At 58.3% G+C, this 21,258-nt stretch carries 17 protein-coding genes and 4 tRNA genes; 4 read left to right on the top strand and 17 right to left on the bottom strand.

The window, feature by feature from the left end; genetic code table 11:
* Nucleotides 1–8: 8 nt before the first annotated feature.
* On the bottom strand, nt 9–2,561 hold the full coding sequence (gene cyaA / locus L2I46_RS20820; RefSeq protein WP_002883383.1) for a class I adenylate cyclase: 2,553 nt from the start codon (nt 2,559–2,561) through the stop codon (nt 9–11).
* A gap of 358 nt (nt 2,562–2,919) precedes the next feature.
* Here cyaA and hemC point away from each other — a divergent pair, with 358 nt between their 5' ends.
* The 4 genes from hemC to hemY are packed head-to-tail and all read left to right on the top strand — an operon-like array spanning nt 2,920 to nt 7,001.
* Nucleotides 2,920–3,861, top strand: a complete 942-nt coding sequence (hemC, locus tag L2I46_RS20815) for a hydroxymethylbilane synthase (RefSeq protein ID WP_032454513.1) — start codon at nt 2,920–2,922, stop codon at nt 3,859–3,861.
* Nucleotides 3,858–4,598, top strand: coding sequence for a uroporphyrinogen-III synthase (gene hemD / locus L2I46_RS20810; protein ID WP_023291564.1), 741 nt, complete (start codon nt 3,858–3,860; stop codon nt 4,596–4,598). The genes hemC and hemD overlap by 4 nt, the downstream gene beginning before the upstream one ends.
* A gap of 21 nt (nt 4,599–4,619) precedes the next feature.
* Entirely contained in the window at nt 4,620–5,801 is a 1,182-nt protein-coding gene (gene hemX, locus L2I46_RS20805; RefSeq protein ID WP_023291563.1) for a uroporphyrinogen-III C-methyltransferase, read from the top strand.
* A gap of 3 nt (nt 5,802–5,804) precedes the next feature.
* Nucleotides 5,805–7,001: a protoheme IX biogenesis protein HemY gene (hemY, locus tag L2I46_RS20800; protein WP_023291562.1), complete on the top strand. Its 1,197-nt coding sequence runs from the start codon at nt 5,805–5,807 to the stop codon at nt 6,999–7,001.
* Nucleotides 7,002–7,463: 462 nt separating this feature from the next.
* On the opposite strand, the gene L2I46_RS20795 is transcribed toward hemY, so the two are convergent.
* From L2I46_RS20795 to wzzE, 16 genes are all read right to left on the bottom strand, one after another.
* Nucleotides 7,464–7,540 (bottom strand) — tRNA-Pro (locus L2I46_RS20795).
* Between the two features lie 42 nt (nt 7,541–7,582).
* A tRNA-Leu gene (locus tag L2I46_RS20790) sits at nt 7,583–7,669 on the bottom strand.
* Between the two features lie 23 nt (nt 7,670–7,692).
* Nucleotides 7,693–7,768 (bottom strand) — tRNA-His (locus L2I46_RS20785).
* Nucleotides 7,769–7,823: 55 nt separating this feature from the next.
* A tRNA-Arg gene (locus L2I46_RS20780) sits at nt 7,824–7,900 on the bottom strand.
* Nucleotides 7,901–8,002: 102 nt separating this feature from the next.
* Nucleotides 8,003–9,388 carry a bifunctional threonine/serine APC transporter ThrP gene (gene thrP / locus L2I46_RS20775; RefSeq protein ID WP_032454511.1) on the bottom strand — a complete coding sequence of 462 codons (1,386 nt, stop codon included), beginning with the start codon at nt 9,386–9,388 and terminating at the stop codon, nt 8,003–8,005.
* A 206-nt stretch (nt 9,389–9,594) separates the two neighbouring features.
* Nucleotides 9,595–10,335 carry a lipopolysaccharide N-acetylmannosaminouronosyltransferase gene (gene wecG, locus L2I46_RS20770; RefSeq protein WP_023291561.1) on the bottom strand — a complete coding sequence of 247 codons (741 nt, stop codon included), beginning with the start codon at nt 10,333–10,335 and terminating at the stop codon, nt 9,595–9,597.
* A gap of 11 nt (nt 10,336–10,346) precedes the next feature.
* A complete protein-coding gene (wzyE, locus tag L2I46_RS20765) occupies nt 10,347–11,693 on the bottom strand; it encodes an ECA oligosaccharide polymerase (RefSeq protein WP_110212293.1) in 1,347 nt (448 codons plus the stop codon).
* Entirely contained in the window at nt 11,690–12,766 is a 1,077-nt protein-coding gene (locus tag L2I46_RS20760) for a TDP-N-acetylfucosamine:lipid II N-acetylfucosaminyltransferase (RefSeq protein ID WP_032454509.1), read from the bottom strand. The genes wzyE and L2I46_RS20760 overlap by 4 nt, the downstream gene beginning before the upstream one ends.
* The gene (wzxE, locus tag L2I46_RS20755; RefSeq protein WP_032454508.1) at nt 12,763–14,013 is read right to left on the bottom strand and encodes a lipid III flippase WzxE; all 1,251 of its coding nucleotides are present in this window, start codon (nt 14,011–14,013) and stop codon (nt 12,763–12,765) included. The genes L2I46_RS20760 and wzxE overlap by 4 nt, the downstream gene beginning before the upstream one ends.
* 1 nt (nt 14,014) lies before the next feature.
* Entirely contained in the window at nt 14,015–15,145 is a 1,131-nt protein-coding gene (gene rffA / locus L2I46_RS20750) for a dTDP-4-amino-4,6-dideoxygalactose transaminase (protein WP_032454506.1), read from the bottom strand.
* A 4-nt stretch (nt 15,146–15,149) separates the two neighbouring features.
* Entirely contained in the window at nt 15,150–15,824 is a 675-nt protein-coding gene (gene rffC, locus L2I46_RS20745; RefSeq protein ID WP_023291556.1) for a dTDP-4-amino-4,6-dideoxy-D-galactose acyltransferase, read from the bottom strand.
* Complete coding sequence (gene rfbA, locus L2I46_RS20740) at nt 15,802–16,683, bottom strand: glucose-1-phosphate thymidylyltransferase RfbA (protein ID WP_023291555.1); 882 nt, start codon at nt 16,681–16,683, stop codon at nt 15,802–15,804. Before rfbA ends, rffC begins: the two co-directional genes overlap by 23 nt.
* 18 nt (nt 16,684–16,701) lie before the next feature.
* Nucleotides 16,702–17,769, bottom strand: a complete 1,068-nt coding sequence (gene rffG, locus L2I46_RS20735) for a dTDP-glucose 4,6-dehydratase (RefSeq protein WP_044521750.1) — start codon at nt 17,767–17,769, stop codon at nt 16,702–16,704.
* The gene (gene wecC / locus L2I46_RS20730) at nt 17,766–19,028 is read right to left on the bottom strand and encodes a UDP-N-acetyl-D-mannosamine dehydrogenase (protein ID WP_050534268.1); all 1,263 of its coding nucleotides are present in this window, start codon (nt 19,026–19,028) and stop codon (nt 17,766–17,768) included. The genes rffG and wecC overlap by 4 nt, the downstream gene beginning before the upstream one ends.
* Nucleotides 19,025–20,155, bottom strand: coding sequence for a non-hydrolyzing UDP-N-acetylglucosamine 2-epimerase (gene wecB, locus L2I46_RS20725; protein ID WP_071997580.1), 1,131 nt, complete (start codon nt 20,153–20,155; stop codon nt 19,025–19,027). The genes wecC and wecB overlap by 4 nt, the downstream gene beginning before the upstream one ends.
* 56 nt (nt 20,156–20,211) lie before the next feature.
* On the bottom strand, nt 20,212–21,258 hold the full coding sequence (gene wzzE / locus L2I46_RS20720) for an ECA polysaccharide chain length modulation protein (RefSeq protein WP_032429045.1): 1,047 nt from the start codon (nt 21,256–21,258) through the stop codon (nt 20,212–20,214).

Below are 21,258 nucleotides of genomic sequence, written 5' to 3'. Positions count from 1 at the left end.
GGCCAAATCTACGAGTAGCGCTGCTGCAGAACCGGCGAGGCGGTAACGTCCTGGCTGGTGGGTATCGCGGCGGCAATCGCCTGAGTGCGGAAAGGGATCACCTGGGTGCGCCCATCCACCTCGACAATCTGATAGAACTGCGGCAGGTTGAAGTTGATAAAGCTGGAGCCGTAGGTAAAACGATCGTGCGATGACGAATAGAAGCGGCTGACGTCGCGCACCAGCTCCTCTTTGCTGCCCTCGCAGTGGTGATACACCTCAGCGCGGTTGCTCTCATCGAGAATATAGATGTTAAAGCCGCTGTCGTTGTTATCCGCATCTTCAAAGAAGAACTGAATAATCCCTTCGCTGGCGAAGCCGTCCACAACCGCCGGCAGCTTAACGTGATTGGTTTCCACCTGCACCGACAGGCCGTGAAGCTTGTTGTGCGAGATAGCGCCGTAGAATTCAATGGCGTTTTCCAGCTTCTGCACCGAAACATTGAGACGCTCGAAGAACAGCCCCCAGGTCTGGCCGGAGACGCGCAGCGCTTTAAAGCGCCCGGTATCCTGGCGGGTACTGGAGAGACGCAGTTCGATGCACTCGGAGATCATCTGCTGTACGCGGGTACGGATCAGGCCGCGCAGATGTTGGCTATAGCAGAACACCTCCACGCTGTCCGGCGGCGCGGCGTCCTGATGCATTTTACCGAGGATCGTTTTCAGCGCTTCGATCATCGCCTGCTCGCCGTTGAAATGCAGGGTACGCACTTCGTTCCACGAGTTGCGATACAGCAGGTCGACGCTGCCGATCAGGCATTTTTGCTCTTCGCCGAAGCTGAAAACATCAAGCTTACGGAAATCAAAGTGCACCACCTGATTGCGGAAGGCCGCCGTCGGGTCATATTCGAGGTTGACGATAATCGCCAGGTGGCGAATTTCGCATGGGCTGTATAGCGCTTTTGGCGTCGGCGCCGGCAGGCGCAGTGGGAAGTGGTGCGACACGTCGGCCACCATCTCCTGCAGCTTCGCCAGATCGACGATGCCGTTGCCCTTAATAAACAGGCGGGTGCGTGAGGTCAGCAGGCCGTTAAACCAGGCCCAGGCCACCAGCTTATTAAGATAACGGTTATATTCCAGCGGCTGATGGCTGATGATCGATTCCATATCCGGCGCGCGGTTGTACAGATACCAACCGGTACGGTTGGCGCGACCCGGCGGCACGTGGATAAAGGTCAGATTCGGTTCCGACAGGTCCGGCGATATTTGCGGGTTCACCAGCGTCACTTTGCCCGGCAGCGCTTCAAAAGCCGCATACAGCTTACGCGTCAGCACGCCAATATCCTGCGGACTGGCGGAGACGCTGAGGTTATTGCGCCGCGCGAAGCGGATCAGATTACGATAGCTCTGCATCATCGCATCGAGCAGTTCGTTGTGCGCCTTGCGCACTTCATCAATTTTCCAGTTCGCGCGGTTGTCGAGCATCATCAGACGCTTTTCATCCCAGCCCCACGCGTTGACCAGCTGGCTGACGACTTCGCGACGCCAGCCGACGCAGGCGCGTTCGCGGCTGAGTTTTTCACACACTTTCAGATAGAAGCAGCGGCGCACCAGGTCGAGACGGGTTTCATCTTCGATGGCCTGCAGGTAGGTGGTGACGCGCTCCAGCATCATGCAGTACGGGTCGAGGCCGAAGGAGACGATCTCGCCATCGTGCAGGCGCTGTTTGATATCTTTCGCCAGCAGGCGGTTATTGGGGTATTCCCAGGAATAGGCTTCCAGCAGCAGCGTTTTCAGCACCGCTTTATAGGGGGAGTCGATACTCTTATACAGCTGCCACAGGCTGGCGCCGAAGTACTCTTCCGCCGACAGCGAGCTGAGGCCGCCGAGATCGAGCCACTCGTTTGGCGTCAGCACGCCCTGGGCATACAGCCCCATGACGTAATCGTCGTAATGCTCTTCTTCATCGCACGGCACCATATTCCACAGAATACGCTTGCCGGCGAGACGGACCGCGGTGCGGTAGAACTCATCGAGCAGTAAAATATGCTGGGTCGAACCGCAGTCTTCGCCGCCGAGGCTGCCGCTTTCGTTATGGCGGAAGCGGTTTTCGTCGATCAGGAAGAAGCTGACTTCCACACCGAGCGAGGCCGCCCAGCTCTCAAGCAGGCTGCATTTTCGCTGCAGCAGCTGGCGCTCTTCGCTATCCAGCCAGGCCTGGTGACATACCCAGATGTCCAGATCGGAAGAACAGCTCTGGCCGACGGAGGAGGTACTGCCCATCGAGTAGACGCCGGTGATCGGCAGCTCGCCTTTCGGCGGCTCCTGGGTCTGCATGCCGCGATGCAGTTCCAGTTCTTCAAGATAGTGGCGTTGGGTTTCATCAGGCGTGTAGAGGCAAATGCCACGGGGAACGTTACCGTCAAGGTAACCCGGCATCAGCGGGTGATGATAATGTAATAACGTTGGCAGTAGACTGTAAACCTGCTGGAAAGCGGGTCCCATGGCAGCAAGCGCGCGATCCACGCGCAGTTGGTTGATGGCATCCAGTCTCTGTTTCAGTGTCTCAATATAGAGGTACAAGACATATCGCCTGATGTTCAAAAACCCGAGGTACAATAGTACGGAGGATTTCAGTATTTCAACAAAAACCGTCACCATTCGTCGTCGGTGTGGTTGTGAAGAGCAGCGGACAGACAAATGGTTTAAAACGTGATCAATTTAACACCTTGCTCATTGACCGTAAAGAAAGATGCGCTACATACAAGTGTAGCACCGTTTATTACCTGTAAATTCCTCACTACGCCTCCGGCAACCGCCCACGCGCATGAAAGGTTAAAAAAGAGTGGGCCGGAGCTATCTCCCACATAAACCGTGAAAACTAACATCCGTAAGACAACAATGTTAGGATGGTTAGTGGTCGACAATGACGGTAACAAGCATGTTAGACAAAGTTTTGAAAATTGCCACACGGCAAAGCCCGCTTGCGCTATGGCAGGCGCAATATGTTAAAGCGCGCCTGGAACAAGCGCATCCCGGACTGAAGGTCGAGCTGGTGCCGATGGTCACTCGCGGGGATGTCATCCTTGATACTCCCCTGGCAAAGGTGGGTGGCAAGGGCTTATTTGTGAAAGAGTTAGAGCTTGCCATGCTCGAAGGGCGCGCCGATATCGCCGTTCATTCGATGAAAGATGTGCCGGTGGAATTCCCGGAGGGGCTGGGGCTGGTGACTATCTGCGAGCGCGACGATCCGCGCGACGCGTTTGTCTCCAATCGCTATGCCTCGATTGATGAACTCCCGGCCGGCAGCGTCGTTGGCACGTCAAGTTTACGCCGTCAGTGCCAGCTGGCCGCCACCCGTCCGGATCTGGTGATCCGCTCTCTGCGCGGTAACGTCGGTACCCGACTGAGTAAGCTGGATAACGGCGAGTATGACGCCATCATCCTCGCCGCCGCCGGCCTGAAGCGCCTGCAGCTCGAGGCGCGAATTCGCCAGCCGCTGTCGCCTGAGCAATCTCTGCCGGCGGTCGGCCAGGGCGCGGTGGGCATCGAATGCCGTCTCGACGATGCATGGACCCAGGGGCTGTTAGCGCCTCTCAACCATACGGAAACGGCAGTGCGCGTTCGCGCCGAGCGGGCGATGAACACGCGTCTCGAAGGCGGCTGTCAGGTGCCGATTGGTAGCTATGCGGAACTGAAAGACGGTGAATTGTGGCTGCGGGCGCTGGTTGGCGCCCCGGATGGTTCGCAGATGGTACGCGGCGAACGGCGCGGGCCAGCAGAGCAGGCCGAAGCGCTTGGCATCTCGCTGGCGGAAGAGCTCCTGGATAACGGTGCCCGCGATATTCTCGCGGCAGTTTATGATGGAGAAGCCCCACGATGAGCATCCTGGTCACTCGTCCACTACCGCAAGGAGAAGCGCTGGTCAGCCGTCTGCGGGCCATGGGACGCGTGGCCTGGAGCTTTCCGCTGATAGAATTTACGCCCGGTCGGGAGCTTCCCGCGCTGGGCGACGCGCTTGCCCGCCTGGGGCCTGACGATCTGCTGTTCGCGCTGTCCCAGCATGCGGTGGAGTTCGCCCATGCCCGTCTGCAGCAACAGGGTATGCCCTGGCCCACTTCCCCGCGTTATTTTGCCATTGGCCGCACGACGGCGCTGGCCCTGCATACGGTCAGCGGGCAGCACATCCATTACCCGTTAGATCGGGAAATTAGCGAAGTCTTGCTACAATTACCTGAATTACAAAACATTGCCGGGAAGAATGCGCTGATCTTACGCGGCAATGGTGGGCGGGAACTCTTAGGCGCGACGCTGACCGAGCGCGGCGCCAGGGTCACATTTTGTGAATGTTATCAACGTAGTGCAAAGCATTACGATGGCGCAGAAGAAGCGATGCGCTGGCAATCTCGCGGGGTCACCACGCTGGTGGTCACCAGCGGCGAGATGCTGCAGCAGCTATGGTCGTTAATACCGCAATGGTATCGCGAACGGTGGCTCCTGCACTGCCGCGTTGTCGTTGTCAGCGAACGTCTGGCCCTTCAGGCCCGGGAGCTGGGCTGGCAGGAGATTCAGGTTGCCGATAGCGCCGACAACGATGCGCTGCTACGCGCATTACAATAACTCTCAACATTGGAAGCCATAATGACGGAACAACAAAATCAATCCGCCGTGGTTGAAGAGACCAGGGAGGCCGTGGAGACCACACCACAGCCAGAGAACACTGATAAGAAGAAGGCTGGCAACAAAACCAGCCTGGCGCTCAGCGCGATCGCTATCGCCATTGCGATAGCCGCCGGTATCGGCCTGTATGGCCTGAACAAACAGCAGGCCTCGCGTCAAAACGAAACCACCTCTGAATTATCAAGCCAGGTCGCGGCGCTGCAAAAAGCGCAGGAGAGCCAAAAAAGCGAACTGGAAGGCATTATCAAACAGCAGGCCGAGCAGCTAAACGAAGCCAAACATCAGCAGGAGACGCTGGCCAAACAGCTGGACGAAGTCCAGCAAAAAGTGGCGGTCATTTCCGGTAGCGACGCCAAAACCTGGCTGCTGGCCCAGGCCGACTTCCTCGTCAAGCTGGCGGGACGTAAGCTGTGGAGCGATCAGGATGTCACCACCGCCGCCGCGCTGCTGAAAAGCGCCGACGCCAGCCTCGCCGACATGAATGACCCAAGCCTGATCGGCGCCCGCCGGGCGATCACCGACGATATCGCCACCCTCTCCGCGGTAAACCAGGTCGACTACGACGGCATGATCCTCAAGGTTAATCAGCTGGCGAACCAAATCGATAACCTGCGGCTGGCGGATAATAACGATGACGATTCGCCGATGGATTCTGATAGCGATGAGCTCTCCAGCTCCATCAGCGAATGGCGCGTCAATCTGCAGAAAAGCTGGCAGAATTTTATGGACAGTTTTATCACCGTGCGCCGCCGCGATGAAACGGCGGTCCCGCTGCTGGCGCCGAATCAGGATATCTATCTGCGGGAAAATATTCGCTCTCGCTTGCTGGTCGCCGCGCAGGCAGTGCCGCGCCATCAGGAAGAGACCTGGAAACAGTCGCTGGATAACGTCTCGACCTGGGTACGCGCCTATTACGATACCGATGACGCCACCACTAAAGCCTTCCTTGAAGAGGTGGATAAGCTCAGTCAGCAAAGCATTACCATGACGGTGCCGGAAACGCTGCAGAGCCAGGCGTTGCTGGAAAAACTGATGCAGACCCGGGTGCGTAATCTGATGGCGCAGCCTGCCGTTTCCGCAGGCGGCGCGCCCTCGCCTGCACCTGCTGCACCGGCCGCCCCCGCTGCGCCGCAAGGAGAGTAACGCATGCTGAAAATTCTTTTACTCTTCGCACTGTTGATCGCCGGGATCGTGCTTGGCCCGATGATCGCCGGGCATCAGGGCTACGTCCTGATCCAGACCGATAATTACAATATCGAGACCAGCGTGACCGGGCTGGTGATCATCCTGATCCTCGCCATGGTGGTGCTGTTCGCCATTGAATGGCTGCTGCGCCGTATTTTCCGCACCGGGGCGCATACGCGCGGCTGGTTTGTCGGCCGTAAACGCCGTCGCGCGCGTAAGCAAACCGAGCAGGCGCTGCTTAAGCTGGCGGAAGGCGATTACCAGCAGGTTGAGAAGCTGATGGCGAAAAACGCCGATCACGCCGAACAGCCGGTGGTGAACTATCTGCTGGCGGCGGAAGCGGCCCAGCAGCGCGGCGATGAAGCGCGGGCTAACCAGCATCTGGAGCGCGCCACCGACCTGGCGGGCGATGACCTGATCCCGGTGGAAATCACCCGCGTTCGCCTGCAGCTGGCGCGCAATGAAAATCACGCCGCGCGTCATGGCATCGATAAGCTACTGGAAATCACCCCGCGTCATCCGGAAGTGCTGCGCCTCGCCGAACAGGCTTATACCCGTACCGGCGCCTGGCAGTCGCTGCTGGATATCATTCCGTCGATGGCGAAAGCTAACGTCGGCGATGAAGAGCACCGCGCCGCGCTGGAACAGCTGGCATGGGTTGGCCTGATGGACAAAGCGCTGGCCGACGGCGGCAGCGAGGGGCTGCGCGAATGGTGGCGCAACCAGAGCCGTAAAACGCGGGCGCTGGTGCCGCTGCAGGTGGCGATGGCCGAGCGCCTCATCGAGAGCGACGATCACGATACCGCGCAGCAAATTATTATTGATGGTCTGAAGAAACAGTATGACGACCGTCTGGTGATGCCGATCCCGCGCCTGAAGACCAATAACCCGGAACAGCTGGAGAAAGTACTGCGCCAGCAGATCAAAGCCGTTGGCGATCGTCCGCTGCTGTGGAGCACCCTGGGCCAGTCGCTGATGCGGCACGGCGAATGGCAGGAGGCCAGCATCGCCTTCCGCGCCGCGCTTAAGCAGCGTCCGGATGCCTTTGATTACGCCTGGCTGGCGGATGCTCTGGATCGTCTCCATCAACCGGAGGAAGCGGCTACCATGCGCCGCGATGGTCTGCTGCTGACGCTGCAGAATAACCCTCAGCAATAACCTCACCTGGCTGTCGCCTCCTGCGGGGCGATAGCCCTTCTCCCCCGCCTTCCCGTTGACGCTCCCCCTGAAAGAAAAAAACGCCTGCGCTGAAATCAGGGCAGGCGTTAAAACAGGTCTGTTTGACAACAAATTGGGTGCTTCACTCAACGTAATGTCCATGGTGTTTGATGAGGCATAAATGCGACATCTGTCAGTGGACGATAAGCACCGTAAGAACGGCTCTGCATCATTCCGGAGTTTATGAGGCACAAAGGCGAACATAAGAGATGGAATGAGCATCTACCCGATTATTATCGCACAGGATCCAGGGAAATTGCATCTACCACAGTGATGAATTGAGAGTTTTCCTGACGCGTATTCTTAAGCAAAGAGAAGATTTTTTATCAGCAATATCAGGGGAATAAGTCATGGCAGGAAGTCACAGAAAACAAAAAACCCCGCCGAAGCGGGGTTCAAAATTGGTCGGCGAGAGAGGATTCGAACCTCCGACCCACTGGTCCCAAACCAGTTGCGCTACCAAGCTGCGCTACTCGCCGAAATACTGCTTTTTGAATTTTTAGTTCAATTCGTTAAAGTCGTGGTGCGAGGGGGGGGACTTGAACCCCCACGTCCGTAAGAACACTAACACCTGAAGCTAGCGCGTCTACCAATTCCGCCACCTTCGCAAATTCACAACTCTATCAAATAATGGGGTGGCTAATGGGATTCGAACCCACGACAACTGGAATCACAATCCAGGGCTCTACCAACTGAGCTATAGCCACCACTGCAAACCTTTTACGCGGTATTAAAACCACCGCAGCTCCAGCACCGGGTTAATGGTGCGCCCGACAGGATTCGAACCTGAGACCTCTGCCTCCGGAGGGCAGCGCTCTATCCAGCTGAGCTACGGGCGCTTAGCGCCGTTGCGGGGTCGGATAATACGGACTTCCTCCCCCGCTGTCTAGTGCCTTTTAAAAGAAAATTATCGTTTGCTCATGCTTTGTTCGTTTTGGCGCTTATTCAGCCGTATTATTGACTTGCCCCTGCCTTCCAAGGCCAAACACCTTATAAATCAGGGTAACGGCAGCAAGGAAAATAATGCCGACAAAGAGCGACATCCGGGTTTCATCATTCAGCCCCATCCCGATCAGCACACAGATCAGGAAAGCCATGGTGAAATAGTTGGCCCACGGAAACAGCAGCGAACGGAACGGATGGCTGGCTATCGCTGCCCGATGTACGCGACGGAAACGCAGCTGACTAATCAGGATCACAAACCAGGGCACCATCCCCGGCAGGACGCTGGCGCTATAGACATAGACAAACACCCGTTGCGGATTAGGAATGATGTAATTCAGGCAGGAGCCTACCAGCAGGATCAGAATAGACAGCGCCACGCCGACGGCCGGAACGCCGTTGCGCGATACCTTACCGATCGCCGCCGGCAGCTGACGGTTCTTCGCCAGGGCGTACAGCATACGTCCGCAGCTGTACATCCCGCTGTTGCAGCCGGAAAGCGCCGCCGTCAGCACCACAAAGTTGATAATCCCCGCCGCGGCGGTAATACCGATTTTGGCAAACGTCAGTACGAACGGGCTGCCGTTGGAGCCGATTTGATCCCATGGGAAGATGGTGACAATAACGAAAATCGCACCGACGTAGAAAATCAGGATCCGCCACAGCACTTTGCCCACCGCGCTGCGCAGTGTGACCTGCGGATTTTTCGCTTCACCAGCGGTAATGCCGATGAGCTCCACGCCCTGATAGGACGCGACCACGATACACAGCGCCGTCAGGAAGCCCTTCCAGCCGCCGGCAAAGAAGCCGCCATGTTCGGTCAGGTTGCCAAAACCGATGGAGTGGCCGCCGTTGCCAAAGCCGAAGAAAATGACGCCCAGGCCCACGACGATCATCACGATAATGGTGGTCACTTTAATCATGGCGAACCAGAACTCGATTTCACCGTACAGCCGGACCGCCGCGAGGTTAGCCAGCGCCACCAGCCCCACGGCAATTAACGCCGGGATCCACTGCGCCATCTCCGGGAACCAGAACTGCACATAGACGCCGATGGCGGTAATCTCAGAGATGCCCACCGCCATCCACATAAACCAGTACGACCAGGCGGTCAGGTAGCCGAAGAAGGGGCTCATATAGCGATGCGCATACACCGCGAAGGAGCCGGTGACGGGCTCAAGGAACAGCATTTCGCCCATTGAGCGCATAATGAAAAAGACGAACAGGCCAGCGATAATGTACGCCAGCAGCACGGAAGGCCCAGCCCACTTCAGGGTACTGGCCGCCCCCATAAACAACCCCACGCCAATCGTCCCCCCAAGGGCGATCAGTTCAATATGCCGGGCCTCCAGTCCACGCTGGAGCTCCGCTTTTTTCTCAGTCATATATCCTCTTGTGTTTGCCGTATTCCGGGTACTCCCGGTTATTGTTATTAACTGAACTCATAGCCTTGCCGACGCGCAGGTCTCCCCCCGCGCGTATGAAGCCTGCGAATGGTTAATGAATTTTATGGAAATGGCAAATAAAGTATCAGGCGAGTAAAGACATTAAACAGAAAATGGACACAAACTCGCCAGAATGCAGAGGAATATTAGAGTTTATTGGTGTAATGCCAACGTAAATATCGTAGCAGCCGGGCCTGCCTTTTAATCCGGCTCGGCTGGGAAACCAGGCGGTAAAACCACTCCAGCCCCAGATCCTGCCAGAACTTCGGCGCCCGATGAACGTGCCCGGTGAAAACATCGTAAGTGCCGCCGACGCCCATATACAGCGCGTGCGGGTACAGGCGCCGACAGTCGCGCATAAAGATCTCCTGACGCGGGGACCCCATGGCGACGGTGACGATTTTCGCCCCGCTGTCGCGAATGCGTTCGAACAATGCCTGCCGTTGCTCAGGCGCAAAATAGCCGTCCTGGCTGCCGACGATATTCACCTGCCAGCGCTGGCGCAGGCTGGACGCCGTCTGCGCCAGGACTTCAGGTTTACCGCCGACCAAAAACACCGGAGTGCCTTCAGCGCCGGCGCGCTGCATTAACGCTTCCCAGAGATCGGCTCCCGCCACGCGGGACACCTGGGCCTGCGGATATTTTTTACGCAGCGAACGTACCACGCTGATGCCATCCGCATATTTAAACTCCGCCGCCTCAATCAGCGCCCGCACCTCGGGGTTATCCTCTACGGCCAGCATTTTCTCGGCATTAATCGCCACCAGCGTCCCCTCCCGGAGAACGCCGTCGGCATACAAATAATCCAGAGCGTGCTGCATATCGCGCCAGCCTATGAGCTGCAGCCCTCTTAACAGGTACAACGGCGCGGAAATGGTCCCAGTCATGTCCATCCTTCTCAGACTTGCGGTTGCGAAAGCGGTTTTACGCGCTTATGAATCAGTCCCACGCTATCCAGGAACCAGTACAGCAGTTTCGCCGCCAGCAAGCAGATACCAAAGATCACGAGGAAAAACACCACGCGGGAGCCGAACGAATCCAGCCCCTCGCGCGCCAGCACTATCATGTTGAAGATAGCGCCGAAACAGAAACTATGCAGGATTGCCGCTTTATAGCGATTGCTCTCCCGGTTGCCGAGCTCATACAGCCAGTCGAACCATTTAATAATCAACCCGACCGCCACAGCGCCCAGCGGCACAAACCAGACGCCGCCCATCACCACCAGCGAGCCAATCAGCGTCGGCGAAATCGCCAGCCCCGAATGGTTGTTTAACACTTCCCAGGTGAAGTAGTTGGCGGTATTGAGCACCATCGTCGGACGACCGTGCCACATCCAGCTGGGGATAAAGACGTAGAAGTCGCGGATCATCGGCGCCAGCCCCTGGAAATCGATCTTGTCATAGTTTTGCAGCAGCAGCGCCAGGTTCTCCCACGGCGAGAAGGTATCGCGTGTGAGATAGAGGAAGGTATAAAACGCTTCGTCGCCGCTGACGTTCATCCCGTAGCGCTTCAGCGCCAGCCAGAACATGCCGACGATGCCCAGCACGCCCGCCGCAGCCAGCATCCACAAGCTGATCCAGCCGCGAGTAATGCCGATAAACAGGAAGATGGCGAAGGCGATGATGATATTGGCGCGAGTCCCGCCGACGATAGCGTAGGTCAGCAGACCAAAGGCCACGGTGCTGACGAGGAAGAAAATCCACGCCTTATAATCCTGGCGCAGGAAATAGACCACCAGCATCGCCGGGATAAAGAAGTAGAAGAAGCGCTTCAACGCCACGCCGGAGACTTCAGCAGAGAAAATCTGGCTGTAGGAGTTGAGCTTAAACAGCAGGAAACCATTGTGGGCGAAGAAGATGCCGACGCACAGCAGCGCCAGCCCCATCAGTATGCCCCACGCCAGATGGGTTTCCACCCGGTTCATGGTAAACAGCGGCCGACGCGTAACCTCACGCGATGCCGGACGCAGCCGCGTTTTATAGGTCACGTAGTAGATCGCGTAGAAGCACACCGCGATCAGCAGCGTCTGCAGCAAAATCTCCGGCGGCGCCACGCTGACGTCAAAGCGGAACACCAGAATACTGGTCAGCGGGAAACCGAAGAAAAAGGTCAGCAGAAACAGCAACGAGAAAAAGACGTTGAAGTTGAAGCGTACCCGACGGAACTCAAACCAGGTGGCGGTGGCGATAAACAGCGTCGACAGCAGCCAGACCACCAGCAGCCCGCTAAATTGCATTAACGTCATGCCTGCCCCTCCGCCGCTAACCGTAGCGCCCGCTGCCAGCCCGTCAGATAGTTCGGCCGGAAGAAAGCGATACCCGACTTATCCACGCTCGCCAGCTGGCGCTGCGCTTCGCGCACCACGCTGACGTCCAGCGCATCGCTGGTGAACAGCACCGGCACATGCTGCTCGGTCATATCCTGCCAGAACGGGTTTTCGCGGTTGAGCACGCAGGGAATGCCCGCCTGAATCAACAGGCACAGGGTGCCGATCCCCTGCTGACGCGCAAACAGGAAATAGCCCAGATCGCAGCGGCGCAGCAGCGCCAGATAATCATGAAACTCAAGCTTCTCGCTGAGGATCTGCAGATGCTCGCGACTAAACAGCGCCGCCCCCGCCTCACGAACCTCATTGATATAGGCCTCGATATTCGCCGGATAGCCCATCGGCACGATGACGTTTACCGTATCGCCAAACTGCTGATGGATAGCCTTCAGCGCGGCAATATGTTCATTGCTGCGATCCCCGGAGTTGCCCACCAGAATGGTCAGCGTGTCGCCGCGCGGCGCGTTTTCGGCCAGGGTATTCAGCGCCGGATCCATACGGGTCGGGAAGTAGAGCAGTTCGCCCGGAACGCGCGGATGGCGGTTAGCGAACCAGCTAAGATCGCCGCGGGTGGCGAAAACGCGCCCTACCCGCCCCTGCGCCAGGCGGCGCAGCGGATAGAACAGGCGGAACTTCAGGCTGGTCGCGTTTTCATACAGATCCGCCCCCCAGATATGCCAGTTAAACTGCGATGGGCGAATACCGCCGCTCAACAGCGCCAGCCACAGGCCGGTATTGAACTGGCCGTGGAAGAAAAAGCGCTGCTGACGGTTGGCTTTGGCTTGCGCAATCACCGCCTGCGCCAGCGACTTCTTCCCCGGATAGCAGGTGATGTCCAGCGCCGGATACCCATCACGCACGCTGGCCTCATCACCGACGACCATAAATCTCCTGGCCTGCGGATCGGCGGCCAGTTCGTCGTTAAAGAACCGCAGTACGGTCTGGTTATGATGCGGGATATCCGATCCCAGTACATGTATCAGTGCTGTCATGCCCGTTTACGCCAGAGTAAAAACACGCCACTACAAAGGGCGAAATAAACAATATAAGTGGCCATATACGCCTGCGCCGCGCCAACCGCGCCGTGCGCCGGTATAAGCCAGTGTGAGAATGCGGTCAGCAGCGTGAACTGGCTGATTTCCGTCAGAATATAAAAACGCAGCGACGCTTTAGCGATCACCAGATAGCCATAGACGTAGGCGCCTACTTTTAAAACGTCGCCCACCAGCTGCCAGGCGAACAGGTCACGCATCGCGGTAAAGCGATCGGAAAACAGCAGCCAGATGGCAAAATCGCGCAGCAGCCAGACCGTCAGGCTCGCCGCCGCCACTGCCGGCAGGACGAATTTCAGCGACTTGACTATCTCGCGGGTGATATCCGTTTTGGCGCTCAGCCGCGACAGCGTCGGCAGGAGATAGACGCTGAACGAGGCGGTAATAAACTGCAGATAGGCATCGGAGATACTGCTCACCCCCTGCCAGATACCGACCGCCTCCCAGCCATAATGCGCCGCCAGCAGATTACGCATCATCACATAAGCCACCGGCAGGGTCACTGAGGTTATCAGCGCCATCAGGGTAAATTTCGATAGCTGTCCCGCCAGACCGTTATCCCAGCGCGGACGCAGGGCGCTCAGCGGAATATTACCCCGCCGCCAGAGCATGATGCCCGCCGGGATCACCACCAGCGCCGGCACTAACGCCAGCCCCAGCAGCGCCCCCTGGTAACCACCGAAGTAGTAACAGGCATAATAGGCCGCCACGCCAATCAGGCTGCCGGCAATCAGCGAGAAGGCGTTTCCCGCCGCATCGCGAAAGCCTTTCATCAGCGCCAGCAGGAAGTTCGCCCAGGCGATCCCCATCTGCACCAGCGCCACCAGCCGTACCAGATTCTGATAATGAGTATGACCGAACAGCCCCTGGCTTATCGGCGCCGCCGCCAGTAAAAACACCAGCGCCAGCAGCGTGGAAAAGCCAAGCACCATCGCCGACGAGGTGCCCACCACCTGCTTCAGGCGCGGGGGATCGTCGTGATGCTGAGCCACCAGCTTCGTGACGCCGTTAAATATCCCGGCCCCGGCCAGCACGCCGAGCACGGTGACCAGTTGCCGGAAGTTACCGGCCTGACCAACGCCCGCGGGCCCAAACGAGACGGCCAGCAGCTTGACGACCAACAGCCCGGCGCCGATTTTGACCAGCGTCGAGGCCGCCGTCCACAATGAGGCTTTTGCTAACGACATATCAGGAGAAGTAGCTCAGCAGCGAGTTAATCACCGTCCGCTGGTTCACCACAGACAGATTGTAAAACAGCGGCAGGCGCACCAGGCGCTCGCTCTCCTGGGTGGTATAGCGGTCTTCACCGCGGAATTCGCCGAAGTGTTCGCCTGCCGGACAGCTGTGCAGGGGAATGTAATGGAATACCGCGAGGATCTCCGCCTCTTTCAGCCAGGCGATAAGCCTGCTGCGATCCTCGATATCGCGCAGCTTAATGTAGAACATGTGCGCGTTTTGCCCGCAGTCAGCCGGGACCGTCGGCAGTTCAATACGTCCCGCGCGGGCCAGCGGCAGCAGCGCGTCATAGTAATTCTGCCACAGCGCCAGACGCTGCTGGTTGATGCGCTCCGCCGCTTCCAGCTGCGCCCACAGATAGGCGGCCTGCAGGTCGGACATCAGATAGCTGGAGCCAATGTCCCGCCAGGTATATTTATCCACCAGGCCACGAAAGAACTGGCTGCGGTTGGTGCCTTTTTCGCGAATGATCTCCGCACGTTCCACCAGCGTGCGATCGTTGATCAGCGTCGCCCCGCCCTCACCGCCGGCGGTGTAGTTTTTAGTTTCATGGAAGCTGAAGCAGCCGATATGGCCGATGGTGCCCAGCGCGCGCCCCTTGTAGGTGGACATCACCCCCTGCGCGGCGTCTTCCACCACGAACAGGTTGTACTTGTCGGCGATGGCCATGATGGTATCCATCTCGCAGGCTACGCCGGCATAGTGCACCGGGACGATCGCCCGGGTTTTATCGGTGATAGCGGCTTCGATTAACGTTTCATCGATATTCATCGTATCGCGACGGATATCGACGAAGACGATTTTCGCCCCGCGCAGCACAAAGGCATTGGCGGTGGAGACAAAGGTATAGCTGGGCATAATCACTTCGTCGCCCGGCTGGATATCCAGCAGCAGCGCGGCCATCTCCAGCGAAGCCGTGCAGGAAGGGGTTAGCAGGGCTTTTGCCGTGCCAAAACGCTGCTCCATCCACTGCTGGCAGCGGCGCGTAAAGCCGCCGTCGCCGCACAGCTTGCCGCTGTTCATCGCAGACTGCATGTAATCAAGCTCGGTTCCAACCACCGGCGGCGCGTTAAATGGGATCATGGGGTCACCTGTATAGCCAGTAGGCGGTGCTTTCCACATTAGCACCGCTGAGAATATAACGTTTAAGCGCGGCGGTGTTGCCCATCTGGGTCGCCACCCGCAGTGTAGAAAGTCCGCGCGAAGCGGCCCAGTACCGCGCCGCCTGCATCAGCTGCGCCCCGGCGCCGCGTCCGGCCAGCAGGCCGATACGCGCCTCGGTGGCATTGAGCTGGCGCAGAGAGACAAAGGCGCGAATATCGCCCTCTGGATGGCGGTAAATCAGGCACTGATGATCGAAGGTGCCGCGCACCGCATTTTCAATCCACTGGGCATAGAAGCGGCCGCTGGCGTCGGCAGCATACCAGGGCGCGCGAAAGCGGCTCATCGCAAAGGCCTGCGCCGCCTGCTCGCGCAGTGGCGCAATATCCGCCTCCACGGCGACGTCGGCGCCCGCATCCGCAGGGTTGCCCACCGGTAGCGCCAGATCGACCTCGCCTTCCACCAGCTGAAAACCCAGCTGCTGCAGCGCGTCGAGCCGGACGGTGTCGCTGGCGGCTACCTTCGCCTGCACTCGCGACCACCCCGCCAGCGCCTCAGGCGTCAGCCGCGGCGCATGCTCGTCAAAGTGAACGACGGCGCTGTTAACGGCAAAGAAGCGGTTCTCCCACTCCAGGGGATCAATACTGGCGCGGACGGGCACGGAGCAGATCCAGCAGATATTGGCCGTAGCCGGTTTTTTCCAACCGCTTCGCCGCGTGTTTGACGCCGTCGTCGTCCAGCCAGCCGTTGCGCCAGCCGATCTCTTCCAGACAGGCGATTTTGAAGCCCTGACGCTTCTCGACGGTCTGCACGAACATGCTGGCCTCGATCAGGCTATCGTGGGTGCCGGTATCCAGCCACGCAAAGCCGCGTCCAAGCAGTTCGACGGTCAGTGCGCCATCTTCAAGGTACATCTGGTTGATGGAGGTGATTTCCAGTTCGCCGCGCTCGGATGGCTTGACCCGTTTGGCGTACTCCGCCACCTTGCCATCGTAGAAATAGAGACCGGTGACCGCCCAGTTCGACTTCGGCTGCTTCGGCTTCTCTTCCAGCGACAGCGCGCGAAAGTTGTCATCAAACTCCACCACGCCAAAGCGCTCAGGATCCATCACCTGATAGCCAAAAATCGTCGCCCCTTCCGTGCGGGCAGCCACGCTGCGCAGCTTGGGGCTGAAGCTCTGGCCGAAGAAGATGTTGTCGCCTAACACCAGGCACGCCGGTTCGCCGTTAAGAAAGGCTTCGCCGATGATAAACGCCTGGGCTAAACCATCCGGCGTCGGCTGTACGGCATAGTGCAGCGCAATGCCAAACTCTGAGCCATCGCCGAGCAGGCGCTGGAAATCGCGCAGATCGTCCGGCGTGGTGATGATCAGGATCTCACGGATCCCGGCCAGCATTAATACCGACAGCGGGTAGTAGATCATCGGCTTATCGTAGATCGGCAACAGCTGCTTCGACACGCCGCGGGTGATGGGATGCAGTCGCGTTCCGGAACCCCCCGCCAGAATAATACCTTTCATCATTCCCCCCTGAGATGATTAGCCTTGCAGTCCAAGACGCTCGCCCTGATAGCTTCCGTCCTGAACCTGGCGCCACCATGTCTCGTTCGCCAGATACCACGCCACGGTCTTACGCATACCGGAAGTGAAGGTCTCAGCCGGCGTCCAGCCCAGCTCACGGGCGATCTTCGAGGCATCAATGGCATAGCGCAGATCGTGGCCCGGGCGATCGGCAACAAAGGCGATCAGGTCGCGATAGTGCGCCACGCCCTGCGGCTTATGCGGCGCCAGCGCTTCGAGCAATTCGCAAATGGTTTCCACCACCTCGATGTTTTTACGCTCGTTATGACCGCCGATATTGTAAGTCTCGCCCGGTTCGCCGCGGGTCGCCACCAGATACAGCGCTCTGGCGTGATCTTCCACGTACAGCCAGTCGCGGATCTGCTGTCCATTGCCATACACTGGCAGCGGCTTGCCTGCCAGCGCGTTGAGGATGGTCAGCGGGATCAGCTTCTCGGGGAAGTGATATGGGCCGTAGTTATTCGAGCAGTTGGTGATAAGCGTCGGCAGGCCATAGGTCCGCAGCCAGGCACGCACCAGGTGGTCGCTGCTGGCTTTCGAGGCCGAATAGGGGCTGCTTGGCGCATAGGGCGTGGTCTCGGTAAAGAAATCATCGCTGCCGTGCAGATCGCCATACACTTCATCGGTGGAGATGTGATGGAAGCGAAACGCCGATTTTTGCGCCGTAGCCAGCGTATTCCACCAGCTACGGGCCGCCTCCAGCAGCGTATAGGTGCCCACGATATTGGTTTCAATAAATGCCGCCGGGCCGTCAATCGACCGATCGACATGGCTTTCCGCCGCCAGGTGCATCACTGTATCCGGTTGATACTGCACGAAAATACGGTCCAGCTCGCCGCGGTCGCAGATATCCACCTGTTCAAAGGCGAAACGCGCATCCTGCGCCACCGGCGCCAGCGACATTAAATTGCCGGCGTAGGTCAGTTTATCCACCACCACTACGCGATCGGCGGTGTGCTGGATAATCTCCCGCACTACCGCCGAACCAATGAAGCCCGCGCCGCCGGTGACCAGAATGGTTCTCACCGCCACACTCCTTTGGTGTCGATGATATACGCCTGGGTGACGCTGTCGCCGCTAACGGCTTTAAATTCATTGTGATCGACCAGCATCACCAGCACGTCGGCGCTGGCCAGCGCCGCATCGAGGGTCGCCAGCGTACACAGACCGTCGAGTTTCTTCGGCAGCGCGTGAATGTTGGGCTCAACTACCTGCGTCGTGCCGCTGTGCCAGCGGGCAATCTGCGCGGCAATTTCCATTGCCGGGCTTTCGCGCAGGTCGTCAATATTCGGCTTAAAGGCGAGGCCAAAACAGGCAATGGTCAGCTCGCTGGCCCGTTTGTTGGTGGCATTCAGGCAGTCAGCTACCTGCGCCTTCACCTGTTCGATAACCCATTCCGGCTTGTGGTCGTTGACCTCACGAGCCGTGCGGATCAGACGCGCCTGCTGCGGGTTTTGCGCCACGATAAACCACGGGTCGACGGCGATACAGTGGCCGCCGACGCCCGGTCCCGGCTGCAGGATATTCACTCGCGGATGGCGGTTCGCCAGGCGGATCAGTTCCCAGACGTTAATGGCCTGATCGGCGCAAATCAGCGACAGCTCGTTGGCAAAAGCGATGTTGACGTCGCGGAAGCTGTTTTCCGTCAGCTTGCACATCTCGGCGGTACGCGAGTTGGTCACCACACATTCGCCTTCGAGGAAGATTTTATACAGCTCGCTGGCGCGAGCGGAGCAGACCGGCGACATGCCGCCGATAACGCGGTCGTTTTTAATCAGCTCGACCATCACCTGGCCGGGCAATACCCGCTCCGGGCAGTAGGCGATATTCACGTCCGCCGCTTCACCCACCTGCTGGGGAAAGCTGAGGTCCGGGCGCATCTCCGCCAGCCACTCAGCCATCTGTTCGGTCGACCCGACCGGCGAGGTGGACTCGAGGATCACCAGCGAGCCTTTCTTTAACGTCGGCGCAATGGATTTAGCCGCCGACTCGACAAACACCATATCCGGCTCGTGGCGATCTTTAAACGGCGTCGGCACGGCAATCAGGTAGGCATCCGCTGCCACCGGGGTGGTGGTGGCGCTTAAATATCCCTGCTCGACCGCGGTCTTCACCACGCTCGCCAGATCCGGCTCCACGATATGAATCTCTCCACGGTTAATGGTCTCCACGGCATGTTGATTGACATCAACGCCGACCACCCGCTTCTGCCGGGAGGCGAACGCGGCAGCGGTTGGCAGCCCGATATAGCCAAGGCCAATCACTGAAATGGTAGAAAAACTCATAGCGTTACCTGATTATTTTTAAGTGCAGACAAAATTCGACGACATGCTTCGCCATCGCCATAAGGATTATGCGCGCGGCTCATCGCCTGGTATGCGGCATCATCCTCCAGCAGTCGCGTGACTTCCGCCACGATGCGCTGGCTGTCGGTGCCCACCAGACAGACGGTACCGGCGGCCACCGCTTCCGGACGTTCGGTCATATCGCGCATGACCAGCACCGGTTTCCCCAGGGAAGGCGCCTCTTCCTGAATACCACCGGAATCGGTCAGGATGAGCCAGGCCCGATCCATCAACCAGACGAACGGCAGGTAGTCCTGCGGTTCAATCAACATCACGTTGTCGATATGGCCGAGAATACGGTTCACCGGTTCGCTGACGTTAGGATTCAGGTGAACCGGATAGACAATCTGCACCTCAGGGTGGGTATGGGCTATCTCCGCCAGCGCCTGGCAGATCTGCTCAAAGCCGAGCCCAAAGCTTTCCCGCCGATGGCCGGTAACCAGAATCATTTTTTTACCGTGGCTAATGAAAGGATAGCGCTGCAGCAGGGTCTCCCGTAGCGCTTCATCGCCCAGAACGCGATCGCGCACCCAGAATAGGGCATCGATGACCGTATTCCCGGTCACCGTGATGCGACTGTCGGCAATGTTTTCCCGCAGCAGATTCTGCCGCGAGGTTTCCGTAGGGGCGAAATGGTACGTCGCCAGATGCCCGGTCAGCGTACGGTTGCCCTCTTCCGGCCACGGCGAACTTAAATCGCCGGTCCGCAGACCCGCCTCTACATGGCCCACCGGTATGCGCTGGTAAAACGCCGCCAGGCTCGCCGCCATCGTGGTGGTGGTATCGCCATGCACCAGCACCACGTCGGGTTTAAACGACTCCAGAACCGGCTTCAGCCCCTCAAGAATACGGCAGGTGATCTCGGTGAGCCCCTGCCCCGGCTTCATGATGTTAAGATCGTAGTCCGGGGTGATGGAGAATAGTTTCAACACCTGATCGAGCATCTCCCGATGCTGCGCAGTCACGCATACTTTCGCCTCAAAATGAGGATCCTTTGCCAGCGCATGGACCAGAGGAGCCATCTTGATGGCTTCCGGCCTCGTGCCAAATACAGTTAGTACTTTCACATCGATTCTCTTCGATTAGGCGATGAAGGTCATTTGCCCTTCACCACAGGCCGCAATCACAGGACACGACGACGCGATAACGCCACGCCTGCGCCGATGAGCGCACCCACAATCCCCCACATCACCATCAGAAATACACGGCGAGGGCTATCGCGTTTTACAGGTTCTTCCGGCGTTCGCAAATACCTGTAAGTCTGAAAACGCGGATCCAACGTTGGACCGACGTTCAACGTGCTCAGCATGGCGCGATTCTGGTCGTAATCGAGGTCATATTCCGGTCCGACGGCCTGCAGGTTTTCCAGTCTGGCCTGCAGCATCGGCCTGCCCAATAAAAATAGCTCTGAATCCGGCAACTGATCGGCGGGAACATCCGTTTCGCTGCGCGAGATATTATGCTGCTGAGCGACCTTCAGCGCTTGCTCCACGCTGTGGGTCCGGCGGTTGAAAATAGCCTCGGCCACTTCTTCCTGGCGCTTCACCTGCGCCTTCATTTGCACCGTTCGCGCCGCCCAGGCGCCTTTGAGCTCGTCGTTAAGATGGCCGGCCGCCCGCTGGCTGGCGAAAGCCACATACTGGCGCAGCAAATTATTGGCATCCTGCCCGGTCTCGGCGGTCAGTTTGACGCTGTCGTTGACGCTCTTGGCCGCATCGCCTGGCATAAACTGGATATTGTTAATTAAATCATCCAGCATCGCCGCATCGGCGCGAGCATTACCCGACTGTCGCTGCTTGTAGTAGTCCGTTTGCAGCCAGAAATCACGCCGGGTATCCCAGGAGGCCAACTGCATGATGAACTCTTTATACGCTTCATCCATGGCGGAAGGCTGATCCACCGAGGCCAGGTCGGCTTTGATATCCAGATTGCGTAAGAACTGCTGCTGGGAATAGTACCCCCCCAACATGTTGACAGTAGGCCGATCGGTGATCGCCGTGGCGCTCCACTCCTGGCGAGCAAAGAAGGTATACACCAACACGATAGCGGCGAAGAGTACAGCACCGCCGACTATCCAGCCTTTTCCTGCCCATAAAGCGCGAAACAGCCCGCGAATATCCAGCTCGTTCTCAACGTTCACTGATTGTGCTCCCGGTAATGGTTGAGTCAT

This window comes from Klebsiella sp. 2019SCSN059 (assembly GCF_021739525.1).
GTDB classification, from domain to species: Bacteria; Pseudomonadota; Gammaproteobacteria; order Enterobacterales; family Enterobacteriaceae; genus Klebsiella; species Klebsiella quasipneumoniae.
This window is presented reverse-complemented; position numbering and strand designations above follow the sequence as displayed.

Bases quoted from the DNA above. Each gene is read 5' to 3' on its own strand.
- L2I46_RS20760 (WP_032454509.1), bottom strand. From the start codon at position 12,766: ATGACAGCACTGATACATGTACTGGGATCGGATATCCCGCATCATAAC.
- hemD (WP_023291564.1), top strand. From the start codon at position 3,858: ATGAGCATCCTGGTCACTCGTCCACTACCGCAAGGAGAAGCGCTGGTC.
- wecG (WP_023291561.1), bottom strand. From the start codon at position 10,335: ATGACTGGGACCATTTCCGCGCCGTTGTACCTGTTAAGAGGGCTGCAG.
- rffA (WP_032454506.1), bottom strand. From the start codon at position 15,145: ATGATCCCATTTAACGCGCCGCCGGTGGTTGGAACCGAGCTTGATTAC.
- hemX (WP_023291563.1), top strand. From the start codon at position 4,620: ATGACGGAACAACAAAATCAATCCGCCGTGGTTGAAGAGACCAGGGAG.
- hemY (WP_023291562.1), top strand. From the start codon at position 5,805: ATGCTGAAAATTCTTTTACTCTTCGCACTGTTGATCGCCGGGATCGTG.
- rfbA (WP_023291555.1), bottom strand. From the start codon at position 16,683: ATGAAAGGTATTATTCTGGCGGGGGGTTCCGGAACGCGACTGCATCCC.
- thrP (WP_032454511.1), bottom strand. From the start codon at position 9,388: ATGACTGAGAAAAAAGCGGAGCTCCAGCGTGGACTGGAGGCCCGGCAT.
- wzxE (WP_032454508.1), bottom strand. From the start codon at position 14,013: ATGTCGTTAGCAAAAGCCTCATTGTGGACGGCGGCCTCGACGCTGGTC.
- hemC (WP_032454513.1), top strand. From the start codon at position 2,920: ATGTTAGACAAAGTTTTGAAAATTGCCACACGGCAAAGCCCGCTTGCG.
- wecC (WP_050534268.1), bottom strand. From the start codon at position 19,028: ATGAGTTTTTCTACCATTTCAGTGATTGGCCTTGGCTATATCGGGCTG.
- wzzE (WP_032429045.1), bottom strand. From the start codon at position 21,258: ATGACTCAACCATTACCGGGAGCACAATCAGTGAACGTTGAGAACGAG.
- wzyE (WP_110212293.1), bottom strand. From the start codon at position 11,693: ATGACGTTAATGCAATTTAGCGGGCTGCTGGTGGTCTGGCTGCTGTCG.